Origin of the sequence: Marinobacterium ramblicola (assembly GCF_019084545.1) — a bacterium.
In the GTDB taxonomy this organism is placed as follows: Bacteria; Pseudomonadota; Gammaproteobacteria; order Pseudomonadales; family Balneatricaceae; genus Marinobacterium_D; species Marinobacterium_D ramblicola.
Window position 1 is genome coordinate 201056 of sequence record NZ_JAHREP010000001.1, and the last position, 14607, is coordinate 215662.

Sequence of the window (14607 nt, forward strand, 5' to 3'; positions counted from 1 at the left end):
GATGTAGCTCAGTTGGCAGAGCTCCGGATTGTGATTCCGGCGGTCGTGGGTTCAAGCCCCATCATCCACCCCATTCCCTACCTTGTTTTCTTCCTTGATTGATCAGTGCCTTGGCGCTGTTTTGTCGTGTCTGCAGCTTGTTATTGCGCTTAAGCGGAATGGGGCTTTGGCTTGACTAATCCCCTTGATTGCCGGACAATTTTGCGCTTTACGATTTTAGGCTCTGTGGGTCGGATCTCTGGTTCCATTGTGATTTGATCGGCGTATTCGTAACGTCGATCAAAGGGGAATCGCAGGCGCGATCGCAGGTCGCTATAAACGCTGCAATGTATTTGTGAGGAATTTCATGCAAGTTTCTGTCGAAACGACTTCCGGCCTTGAGCGTCAGATGACCATTACGGTCCCCGCCGAACGAATTGACCAGGACGTGGATAAACAGGTGATGCAGCAGGCCCGGACTCGCCGCATGGATGGTTTCCGCCCGGGTAAAGTACCGCCGAAAGTTATCAAGCGCATGTACGGTGATGCGATCCGTTACGATGTGCTGAACCGTGTGGTTCAGGAGAGCTTCTACAAGGCTGTCCAGCAGGAAGAGCTCAAGCCGGCTGGCGGCCCGAGTATCGACCTGAAGAACGACAAGGAAGGTGAAGATCTGCAGTTTGTAGCGACATTTGAAGTTTACCCGCAGATCGAGCTGGCGGATTTCTCCTCTGTCGAGATCAGCAAGCAGAGCGCTGAGATCAAGGACGCGGATCTGGATCAGATGATCGAGACCCTGCGCAAGCAGCAGTCTAGCTGGGCGGTCGTTGAGCGCGCCGCTGAAGATGGCGATCGCGTCAAGATCGACTTCGAAGGCTTTATCGATGGTGAGGCATTCGAAGGCGGCAAGGCAGAAGGTCATGACCTGGTGCTGGGCTCCAACTCCATGATTCCGGGCTTCGAGTCGGGTCTTGTGGGCGTCAAAGCCGGTGACGAAGTCGAGCTGGATGTAACCTTCCCGGAACAGTACCACGCCGAAAACCTGAAGGGTAAACCCGCCAAGTTCAAGGTGAAGGTGCAGAACGTTTCAGCTTCCGAGCTGCCGGAGCTGAATGCCGAGTTCTTTGCCAAGTTCGGTATTGAAGAGACCGAGCTGGATGGCTTCCGTGCCGAAGTGCGTAAAAACATGGAGCGCGAGCTCAAGCATTCGCTGAAAACCAAGCTGAAGGAGCAGGTGTTCAACAAGCTGGTTGAGCTGAACGCCATCGATGTTCCGGCTGCGCTGGTCGACGACGAGATCGACAACCTGCGTCGCCAGGCGGTACAGCAGTTCGGCGGCCCGAACTCACAGATCGACCCGAACACCCTGCCGAAAGAGATGTTCCAGGAGCAGGCCAAGCGTCGAGTGACCGTAGGCTTGCTGGTGCAGGAAGTGATCAAAGCCAACGAGATCAAGGTTGACGACGCACGCGTGCAGGAAACCATCGCAGAAATGGCTGAAACCTACCAGGAGCCGCAGCAGGTTATCGAGTGGTACAACGGTAACGAGCAGATCCTGAATCAGATCAAAAGCATGGTTCTCGAAGATCAAGTAGTTGATCAGCTGGTCGCATCTGCTAAAGTCTCCGAGACAGAAGTCAGCTACGAAGAGGCGATCAAACCGGCACAGCAGGCAGCAGAGACTGCCGAAGCTGAAGCCGGCGAGTAAGCCATCGCGAAAAAAGCGCTCAAACGTCCACCCCGGTGGGGCGCCGAAATCTCGAAAACGACAGTTGGCTGCGGCTAACTGTCGTTTTTGCTTTCAAAGGCTCTAAGGAGAAGTGTATATGACGGACATCTTGAATGGGCGTTCCAGTGGTATCACCAACAGCGGCCTGGTGCCGATGGTGGTTGAGCAGAGTTCACGCGGCGAGCGTGCCTACGATATTTACTCCCGCCTGCTGAAGGAGCGGGTTATCTTCATGGTCGGCCAAGTCGAAGATCACATGGCCAATCTGATCGTAGCGCAGCTGCTATTCCTGGAAGCTGAGAATCCGGACAAGGATATTCACCTTTACATCAATTCGCCCGGCGGGTCGGTAACGGCGGGTCTGGCTATCTACGATACCATGCAGTTCATCAAGCCGGATGTCAGCACCATGTGTATCGGCCAGGCGGCCTCCATGGGCGCGTTGCTGCTGGCAGGTGGCGCGGCGGGTAAGCGTTATGCGCTGCCGAACTCGCGCATGATGATACACCAGCCTCTGGGTGGTTATCAGGGACAGGCGACGGACATTGAGATCCACACCCGTGAAATTCTGACCATCCGTAATAAACTGAATAATATATTGGCTCAGCATACCGGTCAGGATGTTGAGACTATCGCCCGTGATACCGACCGTGATAACTTCATGGACCCGGCCGCGGCTGTGGAGTATGGGCTGATCGACGCAGTGCTCGATCGCCGCACAATGGCAGAGTAAGGATCGCTCTGCTTGCCCTCTGCTCAGCTTGAAATCTGGGTAGGGGGCCGAATATTGCAAATGGAGATCAAAGGTTTTTGAGGTATCAGAATGTCGGATGAGATCAGCGGTAAAGGCGGAAATGGCAGCAAGCTATTCTGCTCTTTCTGTGGCAAAAGCCAGGATGAAGTGAGAAAGCTGATCGCGGGCCCGTCTGTTTTTATCTGCGATGAGTGTGTCGATCTCTGTAATGATATTATCAGTGAAGAGATTCAGGATAACGAAGAACAGGCGCCCAGCGAGCAGTTGCCGACGCCGGCCGAGATCAAGCATACGCTTGATGAGTACGTGATTGGCCAGGAGCGGGCCAAAAAAGTGCTCGCGGTTGCCGTATACAACCACTACAAGCGTCTGCGCTTCCAGGGCAAGGGCAAGGGTGATGTCGAGCTGGGCAAGAGCAACATCCTGCTGATCGGGCCTACCGGTAGCGGTAAGACGTTGCTGGCGCAGACACTGGCGCGCCTGTTGAATGTGCCTTTTACTATTGCCGATGCCACCACGCTGACCGAAGCGGGTTATGTCGGTGAGGATGTTGAAAATATCATCCAGAAGCTGCTGCAGAAGTGCGACTACGACGTGGAGAAGGCGCAGCTGGGTATCGTCTATATCGATGAGATCGATAAGGTGTCCCGCAAGTCCGATAACCCGTCGATTACACGTGACGTGTCAGGCGAGGGGGTTCAGCAGGCCCTGCTCAAACTGATCGAGGGTACGGTCGCATCGGTACCGCCTCAGGGTGGCCGTAAGCATCCGCAGCAGGAGTTCCTGCAGGTCGATACCTCCAACATCCTGTTCATCTGCGGCGGCGCGTTTTCCGGGCTTGAGAAGATCATCCGCGATCGCAGTGAGCGCAGCTCGATCGGTTTCAATGCTACCGTGAAGAGCAAGGATGAGAGCCGTCTGTCCGAGGTGCTGCACGATGTCGAGGCTGAGGATCTGGTCAAATACGGCCTGATTCCCGAATTCGTCGGCCGTCTGCCGATGGTCGCGACACTGTCCGAGCTTGATGAAGAGGCGTTGATCCAGATCCTGACCGAACCGAAAAACAGCTTGGTGCGTCAGTATCAGGCGCTGTTCGATATGGAGGGGGTCGAGGTCGACTTTCGGGCGGATGCGCTCAAGGCTGTGGCGCGTCATGCGCTCGAGCGTCGCACCGGCGCCCGTGGTCTGCGCTCCATTCTGGAGGCGACACTGCTGGAGACCATGTACCAGCTTCCGTCGATGGATGGCGTCGGCAAGGTCGTGATCGACGAGGGTGTTATCGAGGGTACCTCAGAGCCGATCCTGATCTACGAGCAGCAGGAGCATTCCAAGGCGGCGACGCAGGACTGATCTCCTGGACCAAGAACCAAAAAAGCGACCCGCGGGTCGCTTTTTTCATGTCTCGACGATACTTATTCGTACATCGCTTGCATGGACTCTTTGGCCCAGTGCAGGCTGTTGCGATACGCGCTTTCGAATAGGGTCACGTTGAAATCGGCCGGCAGTTCTTCCCAATCTCCGTTTTCGTAGGCGGTCGCCTGTTCGAGTATCCGCCCCATGTCACCCTCATGATTGGCGATAGCTGACTTGATATCGTCGCCAAGCGGCACCTGCTCGAGCATCGTTTGCTGATCGATATCGAGCATCACATGCAAGCCTGACATCATGCCGGTCATGAAATAGGAAGCGGCGTTGGGGCGTTTTTCCCCTTCAGCAATCAATTCGCACATGCGGCCGCGAATGAGCAGGGCGCGCGACAGCTCTTCGGGCTTGTTGTCCTGATTGGTCATCGCGATCAGCGTGGCCCACTTGCGTACCTGGTCCATTCCGAGGAGAACCACTGCTTCGGCGATCGATTCGACCTTGCGAACCAGCGAATAGGCTGCGGAGTTAACGATGCGCAGCAGCTTGTAGGTCAATACCGGGTCGCGAATGATCAGCTCTTCCAGCACCTCCGGCTTGGTATTCGGCTTCTGCAGCTCCTGAATCAACTGCATCAGGGTAACCTGGTTGGCGCTGACGCGGCGGCCCTTGATCACTTTCGGTCGACTAAGGAAGGAGCCCTCGAACAGCTTGAAGCCGGCCTCGATACAGTGTTCGAGCTGCTCAATGGACTGGATGTTGGAGGCAAGCAGGGTGACCTTGTGGGGCAGCAGCTCGCGAACCCTGGCCTTGAGCTCATCCTCCTGCATCAGGCTCACATCCAATTTCACAATATTGGCCATCTTCAGCAGAGGCGCCAGATCCGGTGTATAGTTGCCGATCTCGAGCGTGACTCGATAACCATCCTTGAGTATCTGCCGCAGTGCACTGGCACACTCGGAATGGCGGCCCGTGGGGGCGCTGATCATCAACACCACCTGCTTGGTCGGCAGCTTGGGCATGGTACTGCTGTTGATCATCTCCAGCGGCACGGGGAGGAAGGCCGGGACGCGTTTGACTTCGCCCTGGTCGCTGATACTGGTGTAAGTGCTGAGGATCACCTCCGAGCTCGAGCTGGCATCGGGATCCATCGCCATCATATCACCCAGATTGGTATCCCGATGGTAGTTCAGCTCGTAGGCGATCACGCGCTGTTGGCTATCGAAAATCGGGTGGCGGGCGATCAGTGCCTGACCCGGGTCGAGTTCGTGAGACATGGGTGATTGGTCCTTCCCTTGGTATAGGCGATGAATTTTAGCGCGCGATTGCCCCTATGGCACCCGTTGAACGGCTGATTGCGATGATTATGCAGAGTATACTATGCGGCCGATCTAAAAAATTTAGTCAATATGACACGTATTAACTGGTTTCCCGGCCACATGCATAAGGCTCGCAAAGAGATTGCCGAGTTGATGGATGAGGTCGATGTGGTGATCGAGGTGCTGGATGCCCGGCTCCCTCGCTCAAGCGAAAATCCTCTGGTCGATAAGCTTCGGCGCGGTAAGCCTGTGATCAAACTGCTGAACAAGCAGGATCTGGCCGATCCCGCGCGCACGCGCGAATGGCTGGCCTACTTCAACGCCCAGGACGGCATCACAGCGATAGCGATGGATACGGCGCAGAAAAAACTGGTGCAGAAGATTCCCGTGCTCTGCAAGGAGGCGGTACCGGCGCGGGTTCGAGCCGACCGTCCGGTGCGCGCGATGATCATGGGGATCCCTAATGTGGGTAAATCCACGCTGATCAACGCATTGCTTGGTCGGAGGATCGCCAAGGTGGGCAACGAGCCGGCGGTGACCAAGGGGCAGAAGCGCTATAGCGTGCATAACGGTATGGCGCTATCCGATACCCCGGGAATCTTGTGGCCGAAGATCGAAGACCATGACTCGGCTTATCGTCTGGCGGCCAGTGGTGCGATCAAGGATACGGCCATTGAGTACGAGGCGGTTGCGACCTATGCGGCAGCCTTTCTGCTCGCCGAATACCCGGCACTGCTCTCTGAGCGGTACCGGTTGCAGGCGTTGCCGGAGGGGCCGGAGGCGTTGCTGGACCAGATTGGGCGTAAAAGGGGCTGCCTGAAACCGGGCGGAGTGGTGGATCTTTACAAGGCAGCGGATATTCTGCTCACGGAGTTAAGGGCAGGCAAGCTCGGCGCGATCACGTTTGAAACCGTGGCCGAGTGGGAGCAGAAGCGTATTGAGGCTGAACAGGCGGCGGCTGAAGCAGCGGCCGAGGAGAGCAGAGAAAGTGAGTCGTAATAAGAAGCAGCGTCGTAGCGGCAGTTTCATGGCCGTGCTTGAGCAGAAGCCGAGAAAGCAGGAGCGTCTGGCTGATCCCGACAGTAAGGAGAGTCGTAAGCAGCGCGCACTGCGTAATAGCAAGAAGCACAAGTCTGTTTACGAGAAGGCGCAGGCGACCCAGTCGCGTATGGAGCGAGATGCGGAAGCCGGCCGAAAGGGAACTCGACACGGCGGACCGTTGGCGGAAAAGATTCGTCGACTGAACAGCGAAAAGCAGGAGTCGGAAGACTCCTGAGTTTGACCGTCCCTCCGGTGTCGCCTAATTTTAGCGACAGAGCGGGAGGATCGGTCATGAGCCATTCACCAGTTCACCGCGCAGGGAGCGCGCCGGTGAAAGTTGAAGTCAAGAAGGATGAGATCTACGCTTGGTGCGCCTGTGGACGCTCCTTGAATCAACCTTTCTGCGATGGCAGTCATGTGGGTACAGGGTTGGATCCTCTGGTGTTCGAAGCGGAAGAGGATGCCGAGCTATACCTCTGTACCTGTAAGCAGACCCGGACACCGCCAGTCTGCGACAAGAGCCATTGTAAAGAGGGTGAGGGCGAAGCGTGAGTCCGCATGACCCGACGGCTAAACGGATGCCGATGCCCAAGGGGCTGCTGCTGGATCTGGATGGCGTCCTCTATGTGGACGATAAGCTTATCCAGGGGGCGGTTACCACCATCGACTGGCTGAACGCCCAACGCCTGCCTTTTCGTTACATCACCAATACATCGACCAAAACCCGCGACCAGCTGTTGGCCAAGCTGGAAAGGCTGGGCCTCCCCGTGCGTGAAGAGCAGGTATTCAGCGCGGTACAGGCAAGCGAGGCCTGGCTTGAAGCGCAATCGATCAGTCGAATAGCGGCTCTGGTCTGTGACAGCGTGCGGCTATCGTTGCAGGAGCGGTTCGAGTTTGATGAATCGACGCCGGAGGCGGTACTGATCGGGGATATAGGTCAGGCTTGGGACTATGACCGGCTAAACCAGGCGTTCCATTGGTTATTGGCAGGTGCAAAGCTGGTCTGTGTGCACCGCAATCGGTACTGGCGTACCGGCGACGGCTTGTCGCTGGATATAGGGGCGTTTGTGGCGGCGCTCGAATATGCTGCCGATGTGCAAGCTGTCGTTATAGGCAAACCCTCGGTCAGCTTCTTTCGGGCGGCCTGCGATAGCATGGGGCTGTCCCCTGAGCAGGTGTTGGTGGTCGGGGATGATGTGGAAACAGATGTAGGGGGTGGTCAGTCCTGTGGCTGTCAGGGTGTATTGGTCGAAACCGGGAAATATCACCCCGATCTGGTGGCGCGTAGTGCCGTGGTCCCTGACTGCCTGCTGCGATCGATAGCCGACCTCCCGGCACTGCTGGGTGGCTGTGCCGGGAACGGCGGCTGATCGACTCAGCCGGTTTTCTTGGTACAGATCCCCAGCATGCTGTAGAGCGGACAGAAGCTGAACAGACCGGTCGCCAGCGGGATAATACCAATCCAGCCCCATACCGGCAGCGCGCCCAGCAGGGTGGCTGCAATCAGTGCCAAACCAACCAGGATTCGAAGAATCCGGTCAATACCGCCAACATTCGCTTTCATTTGAGCTCTCCTCTTCGGTTATCCCTTTGAACTCACTGTAGATCAAGCTTGGCTGCAGTTCAGTGACTTAGTTACACAGAAGGTTACATAGCTCGTTATATAAGCCAGATTATTACAACAGGCTGAGCCGGTTTAACTGTTCGGGCTCGAGCAGCTCGATCGATGCGCGTGACAGCCGAAGCCAGCCTCTGCGCTCGAACTCCTTCAGCGTGCGACTGACCACTTCGCGTGCGGTGCCGAGCTCGCGGGCGATCTGCTGGTGGGTGGTCTTCAGCGGACCAGGGCCCTGATTGAGCAGGTAGGCGGCCAGGCGGCAGTCGAGCCTGCCGAAAGCTATCGCTTCGATCAACATCAACAGCTCCGTGAGCCGTTGACCGTAGCCGGCAAAGACAAACTCGCGCAGTGCGGCACTATCATCCATCGCTCGTCGAAAGGCGGCTGAGGGAATCACGACCGCCTTGACGGTCGATTCGGTGAACGCTTCCGCTTGATAGTGCTTGCTACCTAACAGACATGCCGTGGTCAAAATGCAGGACTGACCGGCTTCAACGCGATAGAGCAGGATTTCGCGGCCGCTGTCCGAGAGCTTCTGCACCCGCACCGAACCCTCCAGTACAAGCAGAAACTGGCGGCAACTGTCACCGGTTTGGAATACCGGCTTTTCCGCCGGCAGTTCCACTACACGAGCCTGATCGCAGGCCTGCTGCCAGCCGCTAGTCTTGATCGTTTGCAGAGCGGGAAAGTGGTCCAGCCAATTGCTGCTCATCCTTCGCGATATCCTTTTGACTCTAACGATGAGATGAAGTGTATCCGGATTGACCAGCGGTGGTAATGGGGGAGACGGGTAGGAGGAGGGGATAAAAAACCCGCGGCGCTCATCACTGGGGAGAGATGAGCTGCCGCGGGTAATCAATGGTGCAGCAGTTTTGAACTAATCAGTAATCAGTGCCTTGTGGGCTCGATTAGAACTGGTTCATGGTGTTGTCTTTACCGGACGCCTTGAGTGCAGCGTCACCGGAGAAGTACTCTTTGTGGTCGTCGCCCATATCAGAGCCGGCCATGTTCTGGTGCTTGACGCAGGCGATACCCTGACGGATCTCCTTGCGCTGCACGCCGGCCACGTAGCCCAGCATGCCGGCTTCGCCGAAGTACTCTTTTGCCAGGTTGTCGGTAGACAGGGCGGCAGTGTGGTAAGTCGGCAGCGTGATCAGGTGATGGAAGATACCTGCTTCACGGGATGCGTCACGCTGGAAGCTCTGGATACGGCGGTCAGCTTCAACAGCCAGCTCGGTTTCGTCGTACTCAACGCTCATCAGGTTGGCGCGATCGTAGGCCGACAGGTCCTTGCCCTCTTCGGTCCAGGCATCGAATACCTGCTGACGGAAGTTCAGGGTCCAGTTGAAGGAGGGGCTGTTGTTGTATACCAGTTTGGCATTCGGAATCACTTCACGGATGCGGTTAACCATGCCACCGATCTGGCCCACGTGCGGCTTCTCGGTTTCGATCCACAGCAGGTCGGCGCCGTTCTGCAAAGAGGTGATGCAGTCCAGTACGCAGCGATCTTCGCCAGAGCCTTTCTTGAACTGGAACAGGCCGGATGCCAGGCGCTTGGGCTTGAGCAGCTTGCCGTTGGCTTTGACCACCACGTCGCCGTTGGCGATGTCGTCTGCGCTCTCAACGTAGTCGCCGTCGAGGAAAGCGTTGTACTTGTCACCCAGGTCGCCCGGCTCGTTGGTCACGGCGATCTGCTTGGTCAAACCGGCGCCCAGGGAGTCGGTACGTGCCACGATAACACCGTCGTCGACACCCAGTTCAAGGAAGGCGTAGCGAACGGCGCGGATCTTGGCCAGGAAGTCGGCGTGAGGAACGGTAACCTTGCCGTCCTGGTGACCGCACTGCTTCTCGTCGGATACCTGGTTTTCGATCTGGATCGCACAGGCACCGGCTTCGATCATCCGCTTGGCCAGCAGGTAAGTGGCCTCTTCGTTACCGAAACCGGCGTCGATGTCGGCGATGATCGGCACAACGTGAGTCTGGAAGTTGTCGATCTTGTCCTGAACGGCAGCTTCTTTCGCGCTGTCACCGGCTTCGCGAGCCGCGTCCAGTTCGCGGAACAGGCCGCCCAGTTCGCGGGCGTCGGCCTGGCGCAGGAAGGTGTACAGCTCTTCGATCAGCGCCGGTACAGATGTCTTTTCGTGCATGGACTGGTCGGGCAGCGGACCGAACTCGGAGCGCAGTGCGGCGATCATCCAGCCAGACAGGTACAGGTAGCGCTTGTTGGTGGTGCCGAAGTGCTTCTTGATTGCGATCAGCTTCTGCTGACCGATAAAGCCGTGCCAGCAGCCCAGGGACTGGGTGTACTGAGAGGAGTCCGCGTCGTATTCAGCCATATCCTGGCGCATGATCTTGGCAGTGTAGCGTGCGATGTCCAGACCGGTCTTGAAGCGGTTCTGTACTTTCATACGTGCAGCGTATTCCGGGTTGATAGCTTCCCAGGGAGCACCATTGACCGCCTTCAGGCTGGCAACTGCATCGATCGCTTTTTTGTATTCTGACATGGCTTTTCCTCTACAGATTGACTGTTGGGTTAATCAAAAGCTTCGCGTTTTATGCTGCATCCTGTTGGGGTTGGTGCAGCGCTATGGGACGAATGATGTGTTGTCGTGGAGGGGGTGTCAAAGCGACTTTGTGCATAGCAGCAAAGTATGTATTAGGACTACAAGGCGGTTTTTGCGGGGGGTGTAGTATTACTACCTTGAGTATTTCGTGCTGCAGCGCAAAAAATCCCGTCGCAGCAGGGCTTGGAGTATCTATTCCCTTGGTATGAAATACTTTGGTCGTAGGGGTAAAAAGCGCTATTTACATAAACTAATTGTTATATAAAAAGTAATTCATATGCGATTAAAGTCTATTAAATATTGACTACAAAAAGTGTGAAATTGTTGATTTTTACTGAACTGGAGATCTCGCGTTTAACTAAAGTCTAAGATTTTGCAGGGAATGGGTGTTGTTGGGTGTGAGGCTATGGAGCGGCTTTTGGATGAACCCGCTCTTGGAGGGCGGGTTCGGCGCATCATGAGTTCGGCTATCAGCCTTCTGTCAGGTAGCAGCAGCCGTTTTGCAGCAGCGTCTTGAGCAGCGAAAGGGCCGTCGAGCTCTGGGTCGGTACCTGTGCCGCGTCGAGTCCGCGCTCCCGGCAGATATGGCGGGCAAGTGCGGCGGCCTCGCCTTCGGCCTCATGCTGCTGCCCATCGGCAAACAGCAGTACGCTATCGGCATCGCGATCGATGTAAGCGAAGCGTGAGCCTTCGGCACGCCTGATCGAGCAGCCCTCGGCCAGCGCTTCGGCGATGTCGGACTCCTCCAGCTGTTCACCCTCTTCGACTAGCTCGGGATATTTCGGCTCGGTCATATACTGGCCGAACCAGGATGCAAGCTGCTCACGGTTGCCGAGGTAGCTGGCCAGGATGTCGGCCACTCTGCTCAGGGCGGCGGCGGAGATCTGGCCAGGATTATCCTGCAGCGTCAGATCAGCGTCGGCGTAACGCTGTTCGCGGCCAAGCTGCTCACCGATAAAATCGCTGAAGCTACGCAGAATCTCATTATGCGCGGGGGCGCGAAAGCCGATCGAATAGGTGACGCAGCCATCACCGATCGCGACGCCGTTATGTGCCACCTGGGGCGGTAAGTAGAGCATGTCTCCGGGGTTCAGCTCGAAGCTCTGCTCAGCCTCCCACTGGGGCAGGATCATCACCGGCGCATCCTCGCGTCTGGGTGAGTGTTCGTCGCAGATGCCGCCGATTTCCCAGCGCCGGGTACCCTCGGCCTGCAGCAGAAAGACATCGTAGTTGTCGTAGTGCGGTCCGACGCCGCCACCATCTACCGCGTAGCTGATCATCAGGTCATCGACCCGCCAGTTCGGGATGAAGTTGAATTTATCCACCAACTCAGTGGCTTCCGGTAGCCAATGGTCGACCGCCTGTACCAGCAGCGTCCAGCATCGCTGGGGCAGGTTGGCAAAGTGGGACTCATCGAAGGGGCCTTTATCCAGCGTCCAGGTGTCGCCCTGGGCATCGAAGCGGATAAGGCGGGATTCTACATCCTGTTCGCACGCAAGCCCGGCCAGTTCGTCGGCACTGAGTAGCGGTTCGAAATCGGGGATGGCGTTGCGGATCAGCAGGGGTTTTTTCTGCCAATAATCTCGCAGAAACTGTTCCGGCGTCATCTCGCCCAGCGGTACCTGTTTTTTCACTTGGCCAGTAGCTCCATCAATTCATTGGTTGCAGCTTCGAGCTGATCCATTACCTTGCGGGTATCCCGTGCCGAGAGGGCGGCGGTGCGGTTGTTGCCCACCATCTTCACGCATCTCGAGATCTGTTCGGCGCAGCGTTGGATGCCCTGCAGATTGTATTCGTACTGCTCCATGCTGTCGGCAGCGCCCGCTAATGCGTGCTGCAGCTGTGCGGCTTGAGCAGCGAGTTCGTGCAGTGTCTGGCTCATGGCTGTCTCCCCGGTCGGTTGTAGTGGCTACTTTAGCAGTGCCGCGGGAGCGATGTAATGCCGGGGCTCAATCCTTGGTCAGGCGTGCTACTGTCTCCTCAACCGAGTTCAGTATGCCCCTGAGCATCCCCAGTTCCGTCTTTTCCGGTCGAGAGCGGTTGAAGTAGCGCTTGAGTTTGTCCAGTACGCGCCCTTCATGCTGGGGGATAATAAAGTTGGTTAAGCGCAGCACACGTTCCAGATGCTCGTAGAACAGCACCATCTCCTGTTGCCGGGGGTAGGGGGCCGGCTCCACCGTGGCGGCTTCTGCTTTGTTGGCTGCTCGGCGCAGCTCATAGCAGACCAGTTGAATCGCCTGGGCTACGTTCAGTACCGGGTAGTCCGGATTGGCATCGATATACAGGTGGCGGTTGCAGAGCAGCATCTCGGTGTTGTTCAGGCCCATGGTTTCGCGGCCAAAGAGTATGGCGATCTGGCCGCTGTGCGCTTCCTGGACGGCGACTCCCGCCGTGGTTTCGAGATCGAGCAGGGGCAGATCGTAGCTGCGCTCTCGGGCGCTGGTCCCGATCACCAGTTGGCAATCAGCGATCGCTTCCTCGACGCTGCCGACTACCACGGCGTCGGCCAGCAGGTCCTTGGCACCGGCGGCGCGGGATTCCGCCTCCGGGTCGGGGAAGGCGCGGGGATCTACCAGATAGAGCTGGGATAGCCCCATGTTCTTCATGGCGCGGGCAGCGGCGCCGATATTGCCGGGATGAAAGGTCTGGACCAGTACGATACGGATATTGCTTAGCATGGCCGGGTTGCCGCTTGTTGGTGAATTGAACTGATCCCGCTGCTACCTATCCATGCGCTTGCGGGATGTTGTGCTGCTGGTAATAAAAGAGCCGGCATTTTGCCGGCTCTTTTGCGGGGCAGCGGTCGATCAGATCCGCTTGGCCTGCTCGACCGCATTACCGATATAGGTTGCCGGGCTCAGCGCCTTGAGTTCGGCTTTCGCCTGCTCCGGGATCTCCAGGGTGTCGATGAACTCCATCAGTGTCTCTTTGGTCATCGCCTTGCCGCGGGTCAGCGCCTTGAGTTTCTCGTACGGCTCTTCGATGGCGTAGCGACGCATCACGGTCTGGATCGGCTCGGCCAGTACTTCCCAGGCGTTATCCAGATCGGCATTCAGGCGCTCGGCGTTCATCTCCAGCTTGCTGATCCCCTTCAGACTGGCCTGATAGGCGATCAGACTGTAGCCGAAACCGACGCCCATGTTGCGCAGCACGGTAGAGTCGGTCAGGTCGCGCTGCCAGCGGGAGATCGGCAGTTTGACCGCCAGGTGCTGCATGATCGCGTTGGCGATGCCAAGGTTACCTTCCGAGTTTTCGAAGTCGATCGGGTTGACCTTGTGCGGCATGGTAGAGGAGCCCACTTCGCCGGCGATGGTCCGCTGCTTGAAGTAGCCCAGAGAGATGTAACCCCAAACGTCGCGGTCGAAGTCGATCAGGATGGTGTTGAAGCGGCATACGCAGTCGAACAGTTCGGCGATGTAGTCGTGCGGCTCGATCTGGGTGGTGTAGGGGTTCCAGTTCAGCCCCAGCTTCTCGATGAAGGACTGGGCATTGGCTTCCCAGTCGATCTCCGGATAGGCGGACAGGTGGGCGTTGTAGTTGCCCACGGCGCCGTTGATTTTGCCGAGGTATTCGATGGTGTCGAGCTGCTTGAGCTGGCGCCGCAGACGGTAGGCGACGTTGGCCATCTCCTTGCCCAGGGTGGTCGGGGAGGCGGTCTGGCCATGGGTGCGTGACAGCATCGGCTGCTCGGCGTGCTTGCGTGCCAGCGCGGCGATCTCGTCGGCGACCTGCTGCATCTGCGGGCGAAGAACGGCAACTCCGTTTTTCAGCATCAGCGCGTGGGAGAGGTTGTTGATATCCTCGGAGGTGCAGGCGAAATGCACGAATTCACTGACTGCGGCCAGTTCCGGCAGCTCGGCAATACGCTCCTTGATGAAGTACTCGACCGCCTTGACGTCGTGATTGGTGGTGCGCTCGATCTCTTTGATGCGTGCGGCATCCTGCTCACCGAACTGGTCCACGATGGCGTTCAGACGGGCGTCGGCTTCCGCGCTCAGCGCCGGTACTTCGGCGATCTGCGGGTGGGCGGCAAGCTGCTGCAGCCAGCGGACCTCGACCTCGACGCGAAAACGGATCAGGCCGTATTCGCTGAATACATTGCGCAGGTCGGCAGTCTTGCTACCGTAACGTCCATCGACCGGGGAAATAGCGGTGAGGGCAGAAAGCTCCATGTCACACAGTCTCACTAGTTGGCGGTTGTTCGAATAAGGGCGAAAAGGGCGCACATTATAGCGGAAATC

At 57.3% G+C, this 14607-nt stretch carries 15 protein-coding genes; 7 read left to right on the forward strand and 8 right to left on the reverse strand.

The features are described from left to right. The first annotated feature begins 346 nt into the window (after positions 1-346). The 3 genes from tig to clpX all read left to right on the forward strand — a co-directional run bounded on the left by tig (position 347) and on the right by clpX (position 3812). Positions 347-1687, forward strand: coding sequence for a trigger factor (tig, locus tag KQ940_RS00760; RefSeq protein WP_217410771.1), 1341 nt, complete (start codon positions 347-349; stop codon positions 1685-1687). A 118-nt stretch (positions 1688-1805) separates the two neighbouring features. Next, positions 1806-2441, forward strand: coding sequence for an ATP-dependent Clp endopeptidase proteolytic subunit ClpP (clpP, locus tag KQ940_RS00765; protein WP_217410772.1), 636 nt, complete (start codon positions 1806-1808; stop codon positions 2439-2441). Between the two features lie 90 nt (positions 2442-2531). Beyond that, a complete protein-coding gene (gene clpX / locus KQ940_RS00770) occupies positions 2532-3812 on the forward strand; it encodes an ATP-dependent Clp protease ATP-binding subunit ClpX (protein WP_217410773.1) in 1281 nt (426 codons plus the stop codon). A 62-nt stretch (positions 3813-3874) separates the two neighbouring features. On the opposite strand, the gene KQ940_RS00775 is transcribed toward clpX, so the two are convergent. Beyond that, positions 3875-5101, reverse strand: a complete 1227-nt coding sequence (locus KQ940_RS00775) for an EAL and HDOD domain-containing protein (RefSeq protein ID WP_217410775.1) — start codon at positions 5099-5101, stop codon at positions 3875-3877. Positions 5102-5233: 132 nt separating this feature from the next. Between KQ940_RS00775 and ylqF the strand changes: the two genes are divergently transcribed. From ylqF to KQ940_RS00795, 4 genes are all read left to right on the forward strand, one after another. After that, positions 5234-6142, forward strand: a complete 909-nt coding sequence (gene ylqF / locus KQ940_RS00780; RefSeq protein ID WP_217410777.1) for a ribosome biogenesis GTPase YlqF — start codon at positions 5234-5236, stop codon at positions 6140-6142. Continuing rightward, a complete protein-coding gene (locus tag KQ940_RS00785) occupies positions 6132-6419 on the forward strand; it encodes a hypothetical protein (RefSeq protein WP_217410779.1) in 288 nt (95 codons plus the stop codon). Before ylqF ends, KQ940_RS00785 begins: the two co-directional genes overlap by 11 nt. A 95-nt stretch (positions 6420-6514) precedes the next feature. After that, on the forward strand, positions 6515-6736 hold the full coding sequence (locus KQ940_RS00790; RefSeq protein ID WP_343222594.1) for a CDGSH iron-sulfur domain-containing protein: 222 nt from the start codon (positions 6515-6517) through the stop codon (positions 6734-6736). Beyond that, positions 6733-7554, forward strand: coding sequence for a TIGR01458 family HAD-type hydrolase (locus tag KQ940_RS00795; RefSeq protein ID WP_343222595.1), 822 nt, complete (start codon positions 6733-6735; stop codon positions 7552-7554). The genes KQ940_RS00790 and KQ940_RS00795 overlap by 4 nt, the downstream gene beginning before the upstream one ends. A 5-nt stretch (positions 7555-7559) precedes the next feature. On the opposite strand, the gene KQ940_RS00800 is transcribed toward KQ940_RS00795, so the two are convergent. The 7 genes from KQ940_RS00800 to purB all read right to left on the reverse strand — a co-directional run bounded on the left by KQ940_RS00800 (position 7560) and on the right by purB (position 14538). Continuing rightward, positions 7560-7748 (reverse strand): YgaP family membrane protein, encoded by a 189-nt coding sequence (locus KQ940_RS00800; protein ID WP_217410783.1) that lies wholly within the window; start codon positions 7746-7748, stop codon positions 7560-7562. A gap of 112 nt (positions 7749-7860) precedes the next feature. Next, positions 7861-8514 (reverse strand): Crp/Fnr family transcriptional regulator, encoded by a 654-nt coding sequence (locus tag KQ940_RS00805; RefSeq protein WP_217410784.1) that lies wholly within the window; start codon positions 8512-8514, stop codon positions 7861-7863. Between the two features lie 196 nt (positions 8515-8710). Beyond that, positions 8711-10306 (reverse strand): isocitrate lyase, encoded by a 1596-nt coding sequence (locus KQ940_RS00810; RefSeq protein WP_217410785.1) that lies wholly within the window; start codon positions 10304-10306, stop codon positions 8711-8713. Positions 10307-10836: 530 nt separating this feature from the next. Then, complete coding sequence (locus KQ940_RS00815; protein ID WP_343222596.1) at positions 10837-12000, reverse strand: JmjC domain-containing protein; 1164 nt, start codon at positions 11998-12000, stop codon at positions 10837-10839. Then, entirely contained in the window at positions 11997-12248 is a 252-nt protein-coding gene (locus tag KQ940_RS00820) for a hypothetical protein (RefSeq protein WP_217410786.1), read from the reverse strand. The genes KQ940_RS00815 and KQ940_RS00820 overlap by 4 nt, the downstream gene beginning before the upstream one ends. A gap of 67 nt (positions 12249-12315) precedes the next feature. After that, on the reverse strand, positions 12316-13044 hold the full coding sequence (locus KQ940_RS00825) for an RNA methyltransferase (protein ID WP_217410787.1): 729 nt from the start codon (positions 13042-13044) through the stop codon (positions 12316-12318). Between the two features lie 129 nt (positions 13045-13173). Continuing rightward, the gene (gene purB, locus KQ940_RS00830) at positions 13174-14538 is read right to left on the reverse strand and encodes an adenylosuccinate lyase (RefSeq protein ID WP_217410788.1); all 1365 of its coding nucleotides are present in this window, start codon (positions 14536-14538) and stop codon (positions 13174-13176) included. Positions 14539-14607 lie beyond the last annotated feature (69 nt).